Origin of the sequence: Hymenobacter terricola (assembly GCF_017921975.2) — a bacterium.
Taxonomy (GTDB): Bacteria; Bacteroidota; Bacteroidia; order Cytophagales; family Hymenobacteraceae; genus Hymenobacter; species Hymenobacter terricola.
Window position 1 is genome coordinate 16,445 of record NZ_JAGEMO020000051.1, and the last position, 18,850, is coordinate 35,294.

Consider the following 18,850-nt stretch of genomic DNA (forward strand, 5'->3'; position numbering starts at 1 on the left):
TCTGTAAGAGAGAGGGTCGAACAGCCGAACATTTCGCTTCGTTCACCCAAGCGGCAAACGAAGCGAAATGACCTGGCTTGGTTCTAGCGACGCGGGCCGCGAGCGGCACCACCGGCAGCACCACCACCTTGGGCGGGACCGTTGCGGCGGGGACCAGCGTTGTCGCCGCGGGGAGCACCACCGCCAGCGTTGCCGCCACGGTCGTTGCCACCACGGCCACCAGCACCACCGTCACGACGCGGGCCGCGGTCGCCTTCACGACGCTCGCCACGGGGGCCACGGTCGTCACGACGTCCACCGGCATCGCCACCGGGGTTGGTGAGCTGCTGGTTGGGCGAGAGGTCGGGCTTGCCGAACACCTCACCGCGCATCACCCACACCTTGATGCCGATTTTGCCATACACGGTCTGAGCTTCCGACAAAGCGTAGTCGATATCGGCGCGCAGCGTGTGCAGCGGCGTACGACCTTCTTTGTACTGCTCCGAACGGGCAATCTCCGCACCGCCGAGACGGCCACCGCACTGAATCTTGATGCCTTCGGCACCAACACGCATTGCAGCCTGAATCGACATTTTCATGGCGCGACGGAAGGAGATACGAGCGGCCAGCTGCTGGGCGATGCTTTCGCCTACCAGCTTGGCATCCAACTCCGGACGCTTGATTTCGAAGATGTTGATTTGAACGTCTTTGCTGGTGATTTGCTTCAGCTCGTCCTTAATCTTGTCAACCTCCTGGCCGCCTTTACCGATTACCACACCCGGACGCGCCGTGTTGATGGTGATGGTGATGCGCTTCAGGGTGCGCTCAATCACAATGCGGCTAATGCCGCCTTTCTGAATGCGCGCGTTGATGTACTTGCGGATTTTCTCGTCCTCCACCAATTTCTCGGCGAAGTCCTTGCCGCCGTACCAGTTGGAGTCCCAGCCTTTGATGACTCCCAAGCGGAAGCCAACCGGATTTACTTTCTGTCCCATATTAAATTAGGATTTGGCGTCGGCCTTAGGGTTTTCGGTAGTACCAACTTGCTTCGCGTGCTCGGTGGTAGTTTCAGCTTGAGCACGAGCAGCTTTCGAACCGGCTTTCTCCACTTTCGTGTCGATTTTCAGCGTCACGTGGTTGCTGCGCTTGCGGATGCGGTGGCCACGGCCCTGAGGGGCGGGGCGCAGGCGCTTCAGCTGGCGTCCTTCGTCCACGAAGATTTCGCTGATGTAGAGGTTTGCGTCCTCAATCCGCTCTTCTTCGTTGTGCTGCTGCCAGTTGGCCAAGGCCGAAAGGAGCAGTTTCTCAATCTTCTCGGCACCGATGTTGGCTTCGAAGCGCAACAGGCCAAGGGCCTGGGTCACTTTCTTGCCGCGCACGAGGTCGGCCACCAGTCGCATCTTACGAGGCGAGGTCGGCACATTGCGGAGTTTTGCTACTGCTTCCATCTTAGCGCTTGCCTTTATCTTTTTTGGCGACGTGACCACGGAAGTTACGCGTCGGAGCAAATTCGCCCAACTTGTGTCCTACCATGTTCTCGGTCACATACACCGGGATGAACTTATTGCCGTTGTGAACAGCGAACGTGTGGCCAACGAAATCGGGGGAAATCATCGAGCGGCGCGACCAAGTCTTTACCACTGATTTTTTACCGGCCGTTTCGAGTGCCGTGACTTTCTTTTCCAGCCGGAAGTCAATGTACGGCCCTTTTTTGAGTGAACGTGCCATATATTACTTCTTGCCTTTGCGGCTCACAATCAGGTTCTCCGAATACTTGTTCTTGTTACGGGTCTTCTGGCCTTTAGCCAAAATGCCGTTACGGCTACGTGGGTGACCACCCGACGATTTGCCTTCGCCACCACCCATGGGGTGGTCGACAGGGTTCATCACCACACCACGAACGCGGGGACGACGACCAGCCCACCGGTTACGGCCAGCCTTACCCATCACGGTGTTCATGTGGTCGCCGTTCGACACGGTACCAACGGTAGCCATGCAGGTAACGAGCACCATGCGCATCTCGCCGGAAGGCAGTTTCAGCGTGGCGTACTTCTCTTCGCGGGCTACGATTTGGGCGTAGGTACCGGCCGAGCGGGCCATTGCTGCACCCTGGCCAGGCTGCAATTCGATGTTGTGGAGGATGGTACCGAGGGGAATCTCGCGCAGCGGCAAGGTATTGCCCACTTCGGGAGCCACGCCCGGGCCCGATACAATCTTCGCGCCTACCGTCATGCCGGCGGGAGCGATGATGTAACGCTTCTCACCATCGGCATAGTTTACCAAGGCGATGCGGGCGGTCCGGTTCGGGTCGTACTCGATGGACTTCACGACGGCCGGAACACCGGCTTTGTCGCGCTTGAAGTCCACGATGCGGTACTGGGTTTTATGACCACCGCCGATGTAGCGGTTGGACATTTTACCGGAAGAGTTCCGGCCACCCGATTTGGGGAGGGAAGTCATCAGCGACTTCTCCGGGGTCGACGTTGTAATCTCGTCGAACGCCGGCGCAACGCGGAAGCGCTGCCCTGGGGTTGTTGGTCTGAGTTTTTTAAGTGCCATTACTAGCTAGTTGTGCTTTTGCGGCGGAAGAATTGAGGCGAAGCCTAGAGGTTGGTGTAGAAGTCGATTACGTCGCCTTCTTTAACCGTTACAATGGCTTTCTTGCCGTGGGCACGACGACCGGAAACCTGGCCGCCTTTGGTGCCTTTCGACTTCATTTTGCCAATGGTGCGCATCGTGTTGATGTCGGTTACCGTCACGCCGTAGAGCGTTTCGATGTCCTTCTTGATTTGCACTTTGTTGGCGGTTCGCTCCACTTCAAAAGTGTAGCGACCTTTCTCGTTGAGGCCGGTGGCCTTTTCGGTGACGATGGGGCGTTTCAGCGTGCTCATTATTCGGCGGTGCTATAGAGTTGAACCAATGAAGCCATGCCGTCTTCCGAAATCAGCAGCGTGTCCGTGTTCAGCAGGTCGTGGGTGTTGAGGCCGATGGGCGTCGACACTTTCACTTTCTGCAGGTTGCGGGCGCTGAGAAGCACGTTCTTGTTTACCTCACCGGTAACCAGCATGGTCTTCTTGCCATTGTTCAGCTTGAGGCCCTCCATGATGGCAACGAAGTCCTTGGTGCGGGGAGCATCCATGGCAATGTTCTCCACGATGGAGATTTTGCCATCCTTCGCCAGGCTCGACAGAGCCGAGAGGCGTGCTACGCGCTTGGTCTTCTTGTTGAGCTTGAAGTTGTAGTCGCGGGGCTGCGGACCGAACATGCGGCCACCACCCACGAACACACCCGACTTCATGCTGCCGGCGCGGGCACCGCCCGTACCTTTTTGCTTCTTCAGTTTCTTCGTGGTGCCGTGCACCTCGTTGCGCTGCTTGGACTTGTGCGTGCCCTGGCGCTGGTTGGCCAGGTACTGCTTCACGTCCAGGTACATCACGTGCTCGTTTACTTCGAGGCCGAAGATGGCGTCAGACAGGGTCACTTTGCGGCCGGTGTCTTCGCCTTTGAGGTTATATACTGCGAGTTCCATCGTACTAGTCTATTTCTCGATTACCACGTAAGAATTCTTCGCGCCGGGAATCGAGCCGCTCACCAGAATCAGGTTCTTGTCGCCTACTACGCGCATCACCTTCAGGTTCTGCACTTTCACGCGGTCGTTGCCCATCCGGCCACCCATGCGCATTCCTTTGAATACGCGCGAAGGCCAGGAGCAAGCACCAATCGAACCGGGGTGACGCAGGCGGTTGTGCTGGCCGTGGGTCTGGCCACCAACACCCTGGAAGTTGTAACGCTTTACAACGCCCTGGAAACCCTTGCCTTTGGAAGTGCCTACTACGTCAACAAACTCGCCTTCCTCGAAGAGGGTCGCGTCGATGGTTGCGCCAGCGGCGTAGGTCGATTCAGCGTCGAGGCGGAATTCAACCAGTTTTTTCTTGGGGGTAGTACCGGCTTTCGTGAAGTGACCAACCAATGCTTTGGTGGTGTTCTTCACTTTTTTTTCGCCGTACCCAATTTGAATGGCGGTGTAGCCGTCATTCGCGATAGTCTTAACCTGCGTCACTACGCACGGACCCGCTTCGATGAGCGTGCAGGGAATGTTTTTCCCATCCGGAGTGAAGAGGCTTGTCATACCGATTTTCTTACCGATGATGCCAGGCATTCTGTTGTTGATTAAATGACACAAAAAGAAAACGACCGAATGCCGTTTTCGCTAAGGGAGTGCAAAGATAGGAAAAAAGCCTCGGGAATCACAAGGACAGCTAGAAATATTTTCTAGGTGAGGCTGTTAGCTTCCCGGAAGTTGTTTTTGAAGTTTGGATTAGGCGGGCCGCCAGCCCGTGTCCTCTTCTTCGCAAGGCAATGAACCCTGCAGCGCCAGCAGCAAGAAGAATACCACGAAGGCCAAGCCTATCTGCGTTTCTAAGGTGTATTCCACCAGAAAGGACAGGCCGATGCTCACGTACTGAGCCAAGAGCAGTGGCGCGCGCTTGCGGCGCGCCCACCAAGCCGGGTAAAACAGTCCGGCACAAAAGACCAGCAAGCCAATAGCACCGTAAGCAGCAAGATTATAGATGTACTGGTTATGTGGTTGAATATAGAAATCAGCGGTAAGCTGAGGGTATAGTTTGGCGTAGCGCCGGGCCATTTCGCTTTCCAAATCTGGCTTGCCCACGCCTATCAGCTTGTTATCCTGCCACACCGACCATGCTGCATTATAAGAATAAACCCGTGATGCAATGGAGAAATTCTTCCCAGCGGAGCTCTGCTCAATGGTACTAACGTCTTCCTGGGTATTGTAGAGCTTATTCCGAAAGGTAGGAAATGCCACAAAGCTCAGAACCGGGAGCAATAGCAGGATAGCAGCCAATACGCCAGCTTGCTTCCATTGCTGCTTGCGAAGAATCAGATACAGAACACTTAAGCAGCCAAGGGCGTAAAAAGTCATTTCGCCACTGCGCACGGCTAGCAAATGCAGGAACAGCGCGAGCGCAACGATAGCGCCAATTAACCAGGGACGAAAACCTGACCGAACAACGCCGTGGACCAGCAGCATTACCCCGGCAGCAATGGCCAAGGTGATAATGAGACTAAAGCGAATATGGTCCGGCTCCGTCGGCATTACCTTGGAATGGAGGTAGGCTTCATTTATCTGCTGGGCATGAAGCAAGTAGTTGGCCGTCGCCCCGGTGGCCGCCAAAATCGTCATTGCAATAAGCAACAGCCACAGCCACCGCAGATACCGGCTGGGCAATGGCGGCAGAAGCCAGAACGAGAACGGCAAAATCAGGAACGGAAGCTGCAAGCCCAAATCGGTCCGGTACTCATTCATATTGACTGCTTCGGTATGAAACCCTGCCAGCAGATGCAATAAGAATACCATGGCCAAGCTACCAAAAACCGGCCATAGCGACCAGTTGGCAATGCGCCGATGCGCTACCGCATACACCATACTCGTTGCCATCAGGCCTGCCATGGCAATGCCCAAGGCTACCCGCAGCCAATTGACCAGGAAAATGCTAACGATAATGCACGCGCAAAAGAATAAGGCAGAACGGTGTAGTCGCGCAAGAGAAAAAAGAGACGGCATGAACATTCACAAGTGGCCCCGCAAGTTCTAAAGAAAAAGCCCCACCGCGACGAATCACGGCAGGGCTTTAACTCAATTAAGACTGAAATCGATGCCTCAGACTTTGATTTCTACGTCAACGCCGCTGGGCAATTCCAGCTTCATCAGGGCATCTACCGTCTTCGACGAAGTTGAGAAGATGTCTACGAGGCGCTTGTAGGTGCAAAGCTGGAACTGCTCCCGGCTCTTCTTGTTCACGTGGGGCGAGCGCAACACGGTGAACTTTTCTTTTTGGGTCGGCAAAGGAATCGGGCCGCTCACGATGGCACCGGTGGCCTTCACAGCTTTCACGATTTTCTCGGCCGATTTGTCTACGAGGTTGTGGTCGTAGGACTTCAGCTTAATGCGAATTTTCTGATTCATTGGGGGGTTTGGTCCGATTGACCAAGTTAGTGACCGGTATTATTTACTTCCTTTTACTTTGGCAATGATGGCATCGGCCATGTTGCTCGGCACCTGCTCGTAGTGCGAGAACGTGAGCGAAGCCGAAGCCCGACCCGACGAAATCGTACGCAGCGCGGTTACGTAACCGAACAGCTCCGACAGCGGCACGTCGGCCTTAATCAGCTGGGCACCACCTTTGGTGTCCATGCCTTTCATCAAACCGCGACGACGGTTCAAGTCACCGGTTACGGGACCCGTGTACTCGTCGGGGCACACCACTTCCACGCTCATGATGGGCTCGAGCAATTTCGGGCCGGCCTGGCGGGCAGCTTCGCGGAAACCACCACGGGCAGCGAGTTCGAACGACAGAGCGTCCGAGTCAACGTCGTGGAAGGAACCGTGATAGAGACGCACTTTCATGCCCTCAATCGGGAAGCCGGCCAACGGACCTTGCTTCATGGCTTCTTCAAAACCCTTCTGGATGGGGGCAATAAATTCGCGGGGAATAACACCACCCACAATTGCGTTGTCAAACTCGAAGCCGGGCTTTTCGGGCTCGGTCTCTTTCGGGCCGAGTTCGAACACGATGTCGCCGAATTTACCGCGGCCACCGGTTTGCTTCTTGTAGGTTTCGCGGTGGTCGACTTTCTTGGTGAGAATCTCCTTGTAGGCCACCATTGGGGCGCCCTGGTTGATTTCCACTTTGAATTCGCGACGCATGCGGTCGATGATGATTTCCAAGTGCAGCTCGCCCATGCCGCGCAACACCGTTTGGCCCGTTTCAGGGTCGGTGTTTACTTTCAGCGTAGGGTCTTCCTCGATGAGTTTGGCGATGGCCATGCCCATTTTGTCAACGTCGGCCTGCGTTTTCGGCTCAATGGCGTAACCAATTACCGGCTCGGGGAAGCTCATCGACTCAAGGACGATGGGGTTCTTTTCGTCGGTCAGTGTATCACCGGTTTTGATGTCTTTGAAACCAACACCAGCGGCAATGTCACCAGCCTGAATCCGGTCAATCGGGTTCTGCTTGTTGGAGTGCATCTGCATCAGGCGCGAGATACGCTCCTTCTTGCCGGTGCGGTTGTTGAGCACGTACGAGCCCGAGTCCAGTACCCCGCTGTAGCAGCGGAAGAAGCATAAACGGCCTACGAATGGGTCGGTGGCAATTTTGAAAGCGAGCGCGGTGAAAGGCTCGTCGTTGTCGGGGTGACGCTCAATTTCCTCACCGTTCTCGGGGTTGGTACCGATGATGGCGGGCATGTCGAGGGGCGACGGCAGGTAAGCCATTACGGCATCCAGCATCGTTTGAACACCTTTGTTTTTGAAGGCCGAACCGCACAATACCGGCGAGAATTTCATGTCAATTACCGCCTGGCGGATAACGACCATCATTTCCTCTTTGGTAATGGAATCGGGGTTGTCGAAGAATTTCTCCAGCAACGCGTCATCATATTCAGCCACGCTCTCAACGAGCTTCTGGCGCCATTCGGCTACGGTTTCCACCAAGTCCTCGGGCACGGGAATTTCGCTGTACGACTTGCCCTCGGTGGCATCGTCCCACACAATGGCTTTGCCAGTGAGCAGGTCAACTACGCCTTTGAAAGTGTCTTCGGCACCAATCGGAATCTGCAACGGCACGGGATTAGCACCCAGTTTGTCTTTGATTTCGTTAACGGCTTTGAAGAAGTCAGCGCCGGCACGGTCCATCTTGTTGACGAAGCAGATGCGGGGCACTTTGTATTTGTCGGCCTGACGCCATACGGTCTCCGACTGGGGCTCCACACCCGATACGGCGCAGAACAGCGCCACGGCACCGTCAAGCACGCGCAGCGAGCGTTCCACTTCCACCGTAAAGTCTACGTGGCCGGGGGTATCAATCAGGTTGATTTTGTAGAGGTGGGTGTCCGCCGTGGGGTCGCCCTTCACGTCGGTGGGGTAGTTCCAGAAGGTGGTGGTGGCAGCCGAGGTAATCGTGATGCCGCGCTCCTGCTCCTGCTCCATCCAGTCCATCGTGGCGGCACCATCGTGCACCTCCCCAATTTTATGGGTTTTACCCGTGTAATACAGAATACGCTCCGACGTCGTGGTCTTACCGGCGTCGATGTGCGCCATAATCCCGATGTTGCGGAGGTATTGAAGTTCTTTGTTGACGGCCATGATTTTGGTTAGGGTCTTAGAAGCTTGGGGTCTTAGAGTCTTGGGTCGTTTAACAGAACAGTCCGTCAAATAAATCCAAGAACCTAAGACCCCAAGTGTCTAACAGCTGATTAGAATCGGAAGTGCGAGAAGGCTTTGTTAGCCTCTGCCATGCGGTGGGTGTCGTCTTTTTTCTTGACGGCAGCACCTTCACCTTTAGCAGCAGCGATGATTTCGCCAGCCAACTTGTCCTTCATGGTTTTCTCACCACGACGACGAGCGTACTGAATCATCCATTTGGCACCCACCGAAATGCGGCGGTCGGCGCGCACTTCAATCGGAACCTGGAAGGTGGCACCACCTACGCGGCGGCTTTTCACTTCCACGGTGGGCATCACGTTGTTCAACGCTTTGCGCCACATTTCGAGGCCACTCTCCTTGGTGCGCTGCTCCACGAGGTCGCAGGCGTCATAGAAGATGGTGTACGCCAGGTTTTTCTTACCGTCGTACATCATGTAGTTCACAAAGCGGGTTACCAGCGTCTCCTTGTATTTAGGGTCCGGCAGCAAGATGCGCTTTTTTGGTTTAGACTTTCTCATTGGTTTATTTAGTTGTCAGTTGTTAGTTGCTAGTTGTCAGCTGCTAAGGCTTTGAAACCCGAGCAACCAACAACTAGCAACTGACAACTAATAAATTATTTCTTCTTCTTAGCGGGAGCTGCTTTGCCGCCTTTGCCGGCTGCTGCAACCTGACCGGGCTTCGGACGCTTGGCACCGTATTTCGAGCGGCGCTGCGTGCGGCCGCTTACACCGGCGGTGTCCAGGGCGCCACGGATAATGTGGTAGCGAACACCTGGCAAGTCTTTAACCCGGCCGCCACGAATCAGCACGATGCTGTGTTCCTGGAGGTTGTGGCCTTCACCGGGGATGTATGCGTTTACTTCCTTACCGTTGGTAAGGCGCACACGGGCCACTTTGCGCATAGCCGAGTTCGGCTTCTTAGGCGTGGTGGTGTACACACGGGTGCACACGCCCCGACGCTGCGGGCACGAATCAAGGGCGGGCGACTTCGACTTGGTAGTCAAAGCCTCACGGCCTTTCCGTACTAACTGATTGATGGTTGGCATTTAAGGAATGGTTTGTTTGGAGCCGTTTGCCCCTAAAATTTGGCTTGCAAAGGTAAGATTATTTCGCCGCAATAGCAAACAGCGTGAGGATGTTAATTTTAAGGTCATCGGTTTGGGCCTAGAGTCAAAAGCGCCTCCACTACAAATGGAGGCGCTTTCGCAGCTACAACTTCTGGTTCACCCTACGCCTCCCCTACCGCACCACCGAAGTTCATCGGGTAGCTCGGGGCTTCGTTCTGCATCTTGATTGGACCGAAGGCGGCTTCAAACCGCTCGATGTTCTCGGTGAGGGCTTGCAGCAGGCGCTTGGCGTGCTCGGGCGTGACGACGATGCGCGCCTTCACCTTGGCCTTGGGCAGGCCGGGCATCATGCGGATGAAGTCAATTACGAATTCGCTGTTGCTGTGCGCAATCATGGCGAGGTTGGCGTATTCGCCCTCGGCCATGGCTTCGGAAAGCTCGATGTTGATGGCGTTCGGGTCCGGGTTTTGGTCGGTTGGTTGCATATGATTTACTTGGCTGTTTACCGGCAATCTATTCTAAAAGAGAAGTTTTCGCTTTGTGAAGTGCTTCAATTAATAGGTCAAAGTCTACAACTTTATTGGTCTTTTTGTCATCTAGCAAGCTAAATAACTCAACCATGACTTTATCTGGCCCTTCTTCTTTACTAACTATAGCCACTAGTTGTCCATTTGACTTGACTTCGATATGGTCGAATTGGTCAATTTCTTTCTCTTCTGCCCATTTTTTAGCGGACGCAGTAGTTTCAGCGTTTTCAACATACACATATGCTACAAGTTCTTCGTAGTCAATAGGACTTCCAATTACGATTGTATACTTCGGCATCGTCTCATGTTGTAATTAATCTTAAACAGAAAAAGCCGACCGGGATACCCCAGTCGGCTTTTCCATTACAAACCTACGGCAGATTACTCGGCCGACACTTCGCGCTTGCCAGCCCGGCTGGGGCGCTTGGCGGGAACGGCGGCTTCGGCAGCTTGCGCGGCTTGGGCAGCTTCCATCTCCTCTTTCGAGCCGACAATCTGGCGGGTGTACTCGCGCAGACCGGTACCGGCCGGGATGAGGTGACCGACGATTACGTTCTCCTTCAAGCCCAGCAGCTGGTCGGCCTTGCCACGGATGGCGGCTTCGCTCAGCACCTTGGTCGTCTCCTGGAAGGATGCGGCCGAGATGAACGAGGCAGTGCCCAGCGAGGCCTGCGTGATGCCTTGCAGCGTGGGGCGCGAAACCGAAGGCTGCGCATCGCGCACTTGCACGAGGGCAAGGTCGCGGCGTTTCAGGCTGCTGTTCTCGTCGCGGAGGCGACGGGCCGTCACAATCTGACCAGGCTTCATGTTGCTCGAATCACCGGCTTCGGTCACCACTTTCATGTCGATAATCATGTCGTTCTCGGCCATGAAGATGATTTTATCAATCACCTGGTTTTCGAGGAACGACGTGTCACCGGCATCCAGAATCACCACTTTCTGCATCATCTGGCGCACTACCACCTCGATGTGCTTGTCGTTGATTTTCACACCCTGCAAGCGGTACACTTCCTGAATCTCGTTCACGAGGTACTCCTGCACGGCGCCGGGTCCCTGAATGCTCAGAATGTCCGAAGGCGTGATGGCACCATCCGACAGCGGCATGCCGGCGCGGATAAAGTCGTTGTCCTGCACCAGAATGTGCTTCGACAGCGGCACCATGTACTTCTTCTTGACCCCGTCTTTCGACTCGACGTAGATTTCCCGGTTACCGCGTTTCACGGTGCCGTAGGTTACCACGCCGTCGATTTCCGATACCACGGCGGGGTTCGACGGGTTCCGGGCTTCGAAAAGCTCCGTTACGCGGGGCAGACCACCGGTGATGTCGCGGGTTTTGCCCACGGCCCGAGGAATCTTGGCCAGGATTTGTCCGGCTTTGATTTTCTCGTTGTTCTCCACGCTGATGTGCGAGCCCACCGGGATGCTGTAGGCCTTCTGGCCTTCAGCGTCGCCCTTTTTGCCGGGGCGAATGATGATGGACGGGTTCTGGTCCTTGGCCTTTGACTCGATGATAACCTTCTCGCGGTGACCGGTCTGTTCGTCCGATTCCTCACGATACGTGATGCCTTCGGTGATGGCGTCGTACTGCACGGTACCGTCGAACTCGGCAAGAATAACGGCGTTGTACGGGTCCCAGTTGTTCAACTCCTGGCCTTTCTCCACTTCCTGGCCTTCTTCCACCAGCATGAAAGAACCGTAAGGAACGTGGTTTGAGGTAAACACCTTGCCAGTGCCTTTCTCCACGATGCGGATTTCGCCCGAGCGACCCATTACCACGGCACCCTTCACGCCTTCGGCGGTAGTGGTGGCCACGGTACGTACGTCTTCAAACTCCACCACACCGGCGAACTTGGACTTGATGCTCGACTCAACTGCGATGTTGGAAGCCGTACCACCTACGTGGAAGGTACGCAAGGTCAACTGCGTGCCAGGCTCACCAATCGACTGAGCGGCGATAACACCAACCGCCTCGCCACGCTGCACCATACGGCCCGAAGCCAGGTTACGGCCGTAGCACTTGGCGCAGATGCCGCGCTTGCTTTCGCAAGTCAGCACCGAGCGAATCTCCACCGACTCAATGCTGGTAGCATCAATGCGACGCGTCGTGTCTTCCTTGATTTCCGAACCGGAAGTCAGGATAATCTCATCGGTCAGCGGGTCGATGATATCGTGAACCGTTACGCGGCCCAGGATACGCTCGGCCAGCGGCTCAACGATGTCCTCGTTGTCTTTCAACGCGAAGGTTTCGATGCCACGCAGGGTACCGCAGTCCGGCTCGTTTACGATTACGTCCTGCGAAACGTCTACCAGACGACGGGTCAGGTAGCCGGCGTCAGCCGTCTTCAGAGCCGTGTCAGCCAGACCTTTCCGGGCACCGTGCGTCGAGATAAAGTACTCAATTACGTCGAGGCCTTCTTTGAAGTTCGACAGAATCGGGTTTTCGATAATCTCGCCAATCGAGCCTTGCAGCGACTTCTGGGGCTTGGCCATCAGGCCACGCATCCCGCCCAACTGACGAATCTGCTCGCGCGAGCCACGGGCTCCCGAGTGCATCATCATGTAGATGGAGTTGAAGCCCTGGTTCTCGCGCTCCAAACGACCCATCAGCGTTTCCGTGATTTGGTTGTTGATACGCGTCCAGATATCGATAACCTGGTTGTAACGCTCGTTGTCGGTAATCAGACCCATCTGGTAGTTCTGAGTAACGGCCTTCACGTCATTCTGGGCTTGCAGCACCAGCTCGTCTTTCTCTTTCGGAATCTGGATATCGCCCAGGCCCATGCTCAGGCCGCCTTTGTAGGCCGACTGGAAGCCGAGGGTCTTGATGTCGTCCAGGAACTGCGCGGTGCGGGCCATGCCCGTGCGCTTGAATACCGTCGAGATGATTTGCTGAAGCTTCTTCTTGGTCAGCAGCTCGTCCACGAAACCAACTTCAGCAGGCACAAGCTGATTGAACAGTACGCGACCGGCCACAGTCTCCACGATTTTGGTAACCAAGTCGTCGTTCTCGTCGCGAATCTGCGTCCGCACCTTAATGTAGGCATGCTTCGACAGCTGGCCTTCATTGAGAGCAATCACAACTTCTTCGTCCGAGTAGAACACCCGGCCTTCGCCCTGGATTTTCTCGTCGTCGGTGCTGCGCTTGCCTTTGGTCACGTAATACAGGCCCAGAACCATGTCCTGCGACGGCACCGCGATGGGTGCGCCGTTGGCGGGGTTCAGGATGTTGTGCGACGCCAGCATGAGCATAGAGGCTTCCAGGATAGCGGCCGGTCCCAGCGGAACGTGCACAGCCATCTGGTCACCGTCAAAGTCAGCGTTGAAAGCCGTACAAACGAGGGGATGCAGCTGGATAGCCTTGCCCTCGATGAGGCGCGGCTGGAACGCCTGGATGCCCAGACGGTGAAGCGTAGGGGCCCGGTTGAGGAGCACTGGGTGGCCTTTCAGCACATTTTCCAGGATGTCCCAAACAACGGCGTCCTTGCGGTCCACGATTTTCTTAGCCGATTTCACCGTCTTCACAATACCGCGCTCGATGAGCTTGCGGATGATGAACGGCTTGAACAGCTCGGCCGCCATGTTCTTGGGCAGGCCACATTCGTGCAGCTTCAGCTCCGGACCCACGACGATTACCGAACGACCCGAGTAGTCGACCCGCTTACCGAGCAGGTTCTGACGGAAGCGGCCCTGCTTGCCTTTCAGCATATCGGACAGCGACTTCAGGGCGCGGTTGCCTTCGGCGCGCACGGCGTTCACCTTGCGCGAGTTGTCGAACAGGGAGTCAACGGCTTCCTGCAGCATCCGTTTCTCGTTCCGCAGAATTACCTCCGGCGCTTTGATTTCAATCAGGCGCTTGAGGCGGTTGTTGCGGATGATAACGCGACGGTACAGGTCGTTCAGGTCGGAAGTGGCGAAACGGCCACCGTCGAGCGGAACGAGGGGACGCAGTTCCGGAGGAATCACCGGCACCATGCGGATAACCATCCACTCGGGGCGGTTTTCCACGCGGGTAGCGGCGTCACGGAAAGCTTCCACTACGCGCAGACGCTTCAGGGCCTCAGCCTTACGCTGCTGCGAGGTTTCGTGGGCAGCCGAGTCCCGCAGCGAGTAGCTCAACTCGTCCAGGTTGATGCGCTCCAGCAACATGTGCAGGGCATCAGCACCCATGCGGGCGATGAACTTGTTGGGGTCCTCGTTGGGCAGCATCTGGTTCTCCCGGGGGAGCTTGTCGATGATGTCCAGGTACTCGTCTTCGGTGAGGAAGTCGAGAATCTGCACGCCTTCTTCAGCCAAAGTGCCGGGCTGAACAACGACGTACCGCTCGTAATAGATAATCTGGTCGAGCTTCTTGGTGGGCAGGCCCAGCAGGTATCCGATTTTGTTGGGTAGCGACTTGAAGTACCAGATGTGGGCAACGGGCACCACCAACTCGATGTGGCCCATGCGCTCACGACGCACCTTCTTCTCGGTCACCTCCACGCCGCAACGGTCGCAGATAATGCCCTTGTAGCGGATGCGCTTGTACTTACCACAGTGGCATTCCCAGTCCTTCACCGGACCGAAAATCCGCTCGCAGAACAAGCCACCCATCTCGGGCTTGTACGTGCGGTAATTGATGGTTTCAGGCTTCACCACTTCGCCGGTGCTGCGCTCCAGAATTGCTTCGGGCGAGGCCAGCGAAATGGTGACTTTGGAGAAGTCCTGCACCAGTTTCTTGTTTTTTGCGAAAGCCATTTGATTGGTTTTAAGCTGTTAGCTGTTGGCTTTGAGCTGTTTGCTCCTTCACCCTTCGCCAGAAGGGCGCAAGAGAAGCAAACAGTTTGACACTTAGAAAAGTGCCTTTGCTGAACAGATAGGTATGTTTGGCAAAGGCACTTCCAAAAGGTCTATTTATTAAATCTGACCGGCAGCGCGGAACGGCGGAAGGCCTTCGATTAGGAAATTCAGAGAGAAAACTGCTGTACTGACCATATCTCGGAACAGCCTCCCCTATTTCTTTCACCGAAGCGTTTTCGCACCCTTCGTTACCAGAGTAGCTCAATCAGCGGCTCCTGTTGCCTGCCGGCAGGGGTTTGGTTGTTAGTTGCTCGTTGCCTGTTATTAGTTTCAATAAGAAATTTAACAACTCACAGCGAGCAACCGACAACTAATTATTCCAAGGTAATTTCCAGCGCTAGACCACGCAGTTCGTGGAGCAACACGTTGAACGACTCGGGGATGTTGGGCTTGGGCAATACGTCGCCTTTTACAATGGCTTCGTACGCTTTAGCACGGCCGACCACGTCATCCGACTTCACCGTCAGAATTTCCTGGAGCACGTTGGACGCGCCGAAGGCCTCCAGTGCCCACACTTCCATCTCGCCGAAGCGCTGACCACCGAACTGCGCCTTACCACCCAGCGGTTGCTGCGTGATGAGCGAGTACGGCCCGATGGAACGAGCGTGCATCTTGTCATCCACCAAGTGACCAAGTTTGAGCATATAAATCACGCCCACGGTCACCGGCTGGTCAAACTGCTGGCCGGTCAGGCCATCGTGCAGGTAAGTCCGGCCGAAGGTGGGCAAGCCCGCCTCGGTCAACTCCGCCGATACTTCGGCTTCGGTAGCACCGTCGAAAATCGGGGTAGCGTACGTGCGACCCAATTTCAGGCCAGCCCAACCGAGTACGGTCTCGTAAATCTGCCCGATGTTCATGCGGCTAGGCACACCCAGGGGGTTCAGTACGATGTCCATCGGCGTGCCGTCGGCCAGGAAAGGCATGTCCTCATCGCGTACGATGCGGGCTACCACACCTTTGTTTCCGTGGCGACCTGCCATTTTATCACCCACCTTCAGCTTGCGCTTCTTGGCGATGTAAACTTTGGCCAGCTGCACGATGCCAGCGGGCAGCTCATCCCCTACTTCCAGGGTGAAGCGCTGACGCTTGAAGCGCGCGGTGATGGTGTTGCGGCGCTTGGCGTAGTTACGCACCAGCTCCAGCACCAGGCCATTCACGCGGGCATCAGCCGTCCAGCCTTCCAGAATCAAGTCCTTGAACAAGTTGACTTCTTCCGGAACGGCGTAGTTGCTTTCGTCCTTGTAAGGATTCTTCTCAGGGAACATCCCCTCGTTGATATTCTTACGATTGAACTTCACACCTTTAGCAATCATCTCCTCGCCGAAGCGGTGCTTAATGCCCTGGCTCGTCTTGCCTTCCAGCAGTTGCACCAGCTTATCAATCATGATGGCTTTTACACCGCGTAATTCTTGCGCGTAGGTCGCCTTCAGGTCTTCCACTTCCTTCTTCGACTTAGCCCGGAGGTTTTTGTCTTTTTTAGGACGTGAGAAGAGCTTGGTGCCGATCACCACACCCTGCAAGGAGGGCGGTGCTTTGAGGGAAGCATCCTTCACATCGCCGGCCTTATCGCCGAAGATGGCGCGAAGCAGCTTCTCTTCCGGAGTCGGGTCCGTCTCGCCTTTCGGCGTGATTTTACCAATCAGGATGTCGCCTTCCTTCACTTCAGCACCGAGGCGGATAATACCGTTGTCGTCGAGGTTGCGCACGGCTTCTTCGCTCACGTTCGGAATTTCCGAGGTCAGTTCTTCTTCGCCGCGCTTGGTCTCGCGCACTTCCAACTCAAACTCCTCAATGTGAATCGAGGTAAAAATGTCGTCGCGAACCACGCGCTCCGAGATGACGATGGCATCCTCGAAGTTGTAGCCCTGCCACGGCATAAATGCCACCTGCATGTTGCGGCCCAGGGCGAGTTCGCCCTGGTTGGTGCCGTAACCTTCGCAGAGGGCCTGGCCTTTGGTTACCCGCTCGCCGCGCTTCACGAGCGGTGTCAGGTTGAGGCAGGTGTCCTGGTTGGTGCGACGGAACTTGATGAGGTCGTACGTAATACGCTCAGCGTCGAAGCTCACCATGATGTCGTCCTCCGTGAGGTCGTACTTCACCACGATTTTGTTAGCGTCAACGTAGTCAATCACGCCTTCGCCTTCCGACATAATCAGCGTCCGCGAGTCGCTGGCAATACGCGCTTCCAGACCCGTGCCCACAATAGGAGCCTCGGGGCGAAGCAGCGGCACCGCCTGGCGCTGCATGTTCGAGCCCATCAGTGCCCGGTTAGCATCATCGTGTTCCAGGAATGGAATCAGCGAAGCTGCAACCGATACAATCTGGTTCGGGGCCACGTCCATGTAGGAGTATTCCGACGGATTTACCACCGGGAAGTCACCTTCAAAACGGCCTTTCACCAATTCCTGGGTCAGGTTGCCGCCTTCATCCAGCAGGGAGTTGGCCTGCGCGATGTGGTGAGTATCCTCTTCCTCAGCAGTCAGGAATTTCACGTTGGGGCTCATGTCCACCTTACCTGCTTTCACATCACGGTAAGGAGTTTCGATGAAGCCCATGGCATTCACGCGAGCGTGAACACACAGCGACGAAATCAGACCAATGTTAGGTCCTTCCGGTGTTTCAATCGTGCAAAGACGACCGTAGTGCGTGTAGTGAACGTCACGTACCTCAAAGCCAGCACGCTCACGCGACAGACCTCCCGGCCCGAGCGCCGATACGCGACGCTTGTGCGTCACCTCGGCCAGCGGGTTGGTTTGGTCCATGAACTGCGACAGTTGGTTCGTACCGAAGAACGAGTTGATAACGCTGGACAACGTCCGGGCGTTAATCAGGTCCACTGGCTTGAAGTCCTCGTTGTCACGCACGTTCATGCGCTCCTTAATGGTACGCGCCATCCGGGCCAGGCCCACGCCAAACTGTGCATAAAGCTGCTCGCCCACAGTGCGCACCCGACGGTTGCTCAAGTGGTCAATGTCATCGACAATGGCCTTCGAGTTAATCAAGCCAATCAGGTACTTCACGATGAGAACAATGTCCTCATTGGTCAACACCCGCGACTCCTGCGCCATGTCAATCTGGAGCTTCTTGTTAATCCGGTAGCGGCCTACTTCCCCGAGGTCGTAGCGCTTATCCGAGAAAAACAGCTTCTGGATGATGTCACGGGCCGTTTCTTCGTCGGGAGCTTCCGTGTTCCGGAGCTGGCGGTAAATCTGCTCAACGGCTTCTTTCTCCGAGTTGGAGTTATCCTTTTGCAGCGTGTTGTAAATAATTGCGAAGTCCGCAATGTTCACATTCTCACGGTGCAGAATGACCGACTTAACGCCAGCTTCAAGGATGGTATCAATATCGGCTTCCTCAATCACAGAATCCCGCTCCAGCAACACTTCGTTGCGGTCGATGGATACGACTTCGCCGGTGTCTTCGTCCACGAAGTCTTCCGTCCAGGTGCGGAGCACCCGGGCAGCGAGCTTGCGGCCCACGGCTTTCTTAAGGTTTTTCTTATCGGATTTCACTTCCTCCGACAGCCCGAACAGGTCGAGAATGTCTTTGTCCGTGCCGTAGCCGATGGCGCGAAGCAGCGTCGTCACCGGGAATTTCTTCTTCCGGTCGATGTACGCATACATCACGTTGTTCACGTCCGTGGCAAATTCAATCCACGAGCCTTTGAACGGAATAATCCGGGCCGAATACAGCTTGGTACCGTTCGTGTGCTTGCTCTGGGCGAAGAATACGCCCGGCGAACGGTGTAGCTGCGATACGATAACGCGCTCGGCGCCGTTGATAACAAACGAGCCCTTCACGGTCATGTAGGGAATGTTCCCGAGGAACACCTCCTGCTCAATCGTCTCGAAGTCCTCGTTGTCCTTATCATTGCAAATCAAACGCAGCTTGGCTTTCAGTGGAACTGAATAAGTCAAACCACGGTCGATGCACTCGTCAACCGAATATTTCGGCGGGTCGACGTGATAATCGATAAAGTTGAGCACGAAGTTTTCGCGCGAATCGGAAATCGGGAAGTTCTCGGCAAACACTTTGAACAATCCCTCGTTAGAACGGCGCTCGGCAGCCGTCTCCAACTGGAAGAATTCCTGAAACGAGCGCACTTGCACGTCCAGGAAGTCAGGGTACTCAATAACCTTTCTAATCTTAGCGAAAGAAATTCGCTCAGCGGCGGCCTTTTTAAGCGCGGCCGTTTTTGCTTTCGGTGTAGCCAAT

Annotated in this window: 16 protein-coding genes; all 16 read right to left on the reverse strand. The window is 55.5% G+C overall.

The window, feature by feature from the left end:
- Window positions 1-83 precede the first annotated feature (83 nt).
- On the reverse strand, window positions 84-974 hold the full coding sequence (gene rpsC, locus J4G38_RS21090) for a 30S ribosomal protein S3 (protein ID WP_092676431.1): 891 nt from the start codon (window positions 972-974) through the stop codon (window positions 84-86).
- A gap of 6 nt (window positions 975-980) precedes the next feature.
- Entirely contained in the window at window positions 981-1,427 is a 447-nt protein-coding gene (rplV, locus tag J4G38_RS21095; protein ID WP_210521216.1) for a 50S ribosomal protein L22, read from the reverse strand.
- A gap of 1 nt (window position 1,428) precedes the next feature.
- On the reverse strand, window positions 1,429-1,707 hold the full coding sequence (gene rpsS / locus J4G38_RS21100; RefSeq protein ID WP_068191730.1) for a 30S ribosomal protein S19: 279 nt from the start codon (window positions 1,705-1,707) through the stop codon (window positions 1,429-1,431).
- A gap of 3 nt (window positions 1,708-1,710) precedes the next feature.
- Window positions 1,711-2,538, reverse strand: a complete 828-nt coding sequence (rplB, locus tag J4G38_RS21105) for a 50S ribosomal protein L2 (protein WP_210521217.1) — start codon at window positions 2,536-2,538, stop codon at window positions 1,711-1,713.
- A gap of 44 nt (window positions 2,539-2,582) precedes the next feature.
- Window positions 2,583-2,870, reverse strand: coding sequence for a 50S ribosomal protein L23 (gene rplW / locus J4G38_RS21110; protein WP_210521218.1), 288 nt, complete (start codon window positions 2,868-2,870; stop codon window positions 2,583-2,585).
- Window positions 2,870-3,508 (reverse strand): 50S ribosomal protein L4, encoded by a 639-nt coding sequence (gene rplD, locus J4G38_RS21115; RefSeq protein WP_210521219.1) that lies wholly within the window; start codon window positions 3,506-3,508, stop codon window positions 2,870-2,872. Before rplD ends, rplW begins: the two co-directional genes overlap by 1 nt.
- A 9-nt stretch (window positions 3,509-3,517) precedes the next feature.
- Window positions 3,518-4,138: a 50S ribosomal protein L3 gene (rplC, locus tag J4G38_RS21120; protein ID WP_070727262.1), complete on the reverse strand. Its 621-nt coding sequence runs from the start codon at window positions 4,136-4,138 to the stop codon at window positions 3,518-3,520.
- Window positions 4,139-4,297: 159 nt separating this feature from the next.
- Entirely contained in the window at window positions 4,298-5,464 is a 1,167-nt protein-coding gene (locus J4G38_RS21125) for an O-antigen ligase family protein (protein ID WP_210521220.1), read from the reverse strand.
- 198 nt (window positions 5,465-5,662) lie between these two features.
- Window positions 5,663-5,968, reverse strand: coding sequence for a 30S ribosomal protein S10 (gene rpsJ, locus J4G38_RS21130; protein WP_035567915.1), 306 nt, complete (start codon window positions 5,966-5,968; stop codon window positions 5,663-5,665).
- Window positions 5,969-6,007: 39 nt separating this feature from the next.
- A complete protein-coding gene (gene fusA, locus J4G38_RS21135; RefSeq protein WP_210521221.1) occupies window positions 6,008-8,146 on the reverse strand; it encodes an elongation factor G in 2,139 nt (712 codons plus the stop codon).
- Window positions 8,147-8,256: 110 nt separating this feature from the next.
- The gene (rpsG, locus tag J4G38_RS21140) at window positions 8,257-8,724 is read right to left on the reverse strand and encodes a 30S ribosomal protein S7 (protein ID WP_035567919.1); all 468 of its coding nucleotides are present in this window, start codon (window positions 8,722-8,724) and stop codon (window positions 8,257-8,259) included.
- 95 nt (window positions 8,725-8,819) lie between these two features.
- Window positions 8,820-9,251 (reverse strand): 30S ribosomal protein S12, encoded by a 432-nt coding sequence (rpsL, locus tag J4G38_RS21145; protein WP_210521222.1) that lies wholly within the window; start codon window positions 9,249-9,251, stop codon window positions 8,820-8,822.
- A gap of 182 nt (window positions 9,252-9,433) precedes the next feature.
- The gene (locus J4G38_RS21150; RefSeq protein WP_035567389.1) at window positions 9,434-9,757 is read right to left on the reverse strand and encodes a DUF3467 domain-containing protein; all 324 of its coding nucleotides are present in this window, start codon (window positions 9,755-9,757) and stop codon (window positions 9,434-9,436) included.
- 28 nt (window positions 9,758-9,785) lie between these two features.
- On the reverse strand, window positions 9,786-10,097 hold the full coding sequence (locus J4G38_RS21155) for a hypothetical protein (protein ID WP_210521223.1): 312 nt from the start codon (window positions 10,095-10,097) through the stop codon (window positions 9,786-9,788).
- An 83-nt stretch (window positions 10,098-10,180) separates the two neighbouring features.
- Window positions 10,181-14,533, reverse strand: coding sequence for a DNA-directed RNA polymerase subunit beta' (gene rpoC, locus J4G38_RS21160; RefSeq protein ID WP_210521224.1), 4,353 nt, complete (start codon window positions 14,531-14,533; stop codon window positions 10,181-10,183).
- A gap of 416 nt (window positions 14,534-14,949) precedes the next feature.
- Window positions 14,950-18,849, reverse strand: a complete 3,900-nt coding sequence (rpoB, locus tag J4G38_RS21165; RefSeq protein WP_210521225.1) for a DNA-directed RNA polymerase subunit beta — start codon at window positions 18,847-18,849, stop codon at window positions 14,950-14,952.
- Between the last annotated feature and the right edge of the window lies 1 nt (window position 18,850).

Bases quoted from the DNA above. Each gene is read 5' to 3' on its own strand.
- rpsC (WP_092676431.1), bottom strand. From the start codon at position 974: ATGGGACAGAAAGTAAATCCGGTTGGCTTCCGCTTGGGAGTCATCAAA.
- J4G38_RS21155 (WP_210521223.1), bottom strand. From the start codon at position 10,097: ATGCCGAAGTATACAATCGTAATTGGAAGTCCTATTGACTACGAAGAA.
- J4G38_RS21150 (WP_035567389.1), bottom strand. From the start codon at position 9,757: ATGCAACCAACCGACCAAAACCCGGACCCGAACGCCATCAACATCGAG.
- rpsL (WP_210521222.1), bottom strand. From the start codon at position 9,251: ATGCCAACCATCAATCAGTTAGTACGGAAAGGCCGTGAGGCTTTGACT.
- rpsG (WP_035567919.1), bottom strand. From the start codon at position 8,724: ATGAGAAAGTCTAAACCAAAAAAGCGCATCTTGCTGCCGGACCCTAAA.
- fusA (WP_210521221.1), bottom strand. From the start codon at position 8,146: ATGGCCGTCAACAAAGAACTTCAATACCTCCGCAACATCGGGATTATG.
- rpsJ (WP_035567915.1), bottom strand. From the start codon at position 5,968: ATGAATCAGAAAATTCGCATTAAGCTGAAGTCCTACGACCACAACCTC.
- rplC (WP_070727262.1), bottom strand. From the start codon at position 4,138: ATGCCTGGCATCATCGGTAAGAAAATCGGTATGACAAGCCTCTTCACT.
- rplV (WP_210521216.1), bottom strand. From the start codon at position 1,427: ATGGAAGCAGTAGCAAAACTCCGCAATGTGCCGACCTCGCCTCGTAAG.
- rplB (WP_210521217.1), bottom strand. From the start codon at position 2,538: ATGGCACTTAAAAAACTCAGACCAACAACCCCAGGGCAGCGCTTCCGC.
- rpoC (WP_210521224.1), bottom strand. From the start codon at position 14,533: ATGGCTTTCGCAAAAAACAAGAAACTGGTGCAGGACTTCTCCAAAGTC.
- rplD (WP_210521219.1), bottom strand. From the start codon at position 3,508: ATGGAACTCGCAGTATATAACCTCAAAGGCGAAGACACCGGCCGCAAA.
- rpsS (WP_068191730.1), bottom strand. From the start codon at position 1,707: ATGGCACGTTCACTCAAAAAAGGGCCGTACATTGACTTCCGGCTGGAA.
- rplW (WP_210521218.1), bottom strand. From the start codon at position 2,870: ATGAGCACGCTGAAACGCCCCATCGTCACCGAAAAGGCCACCGGCCTC.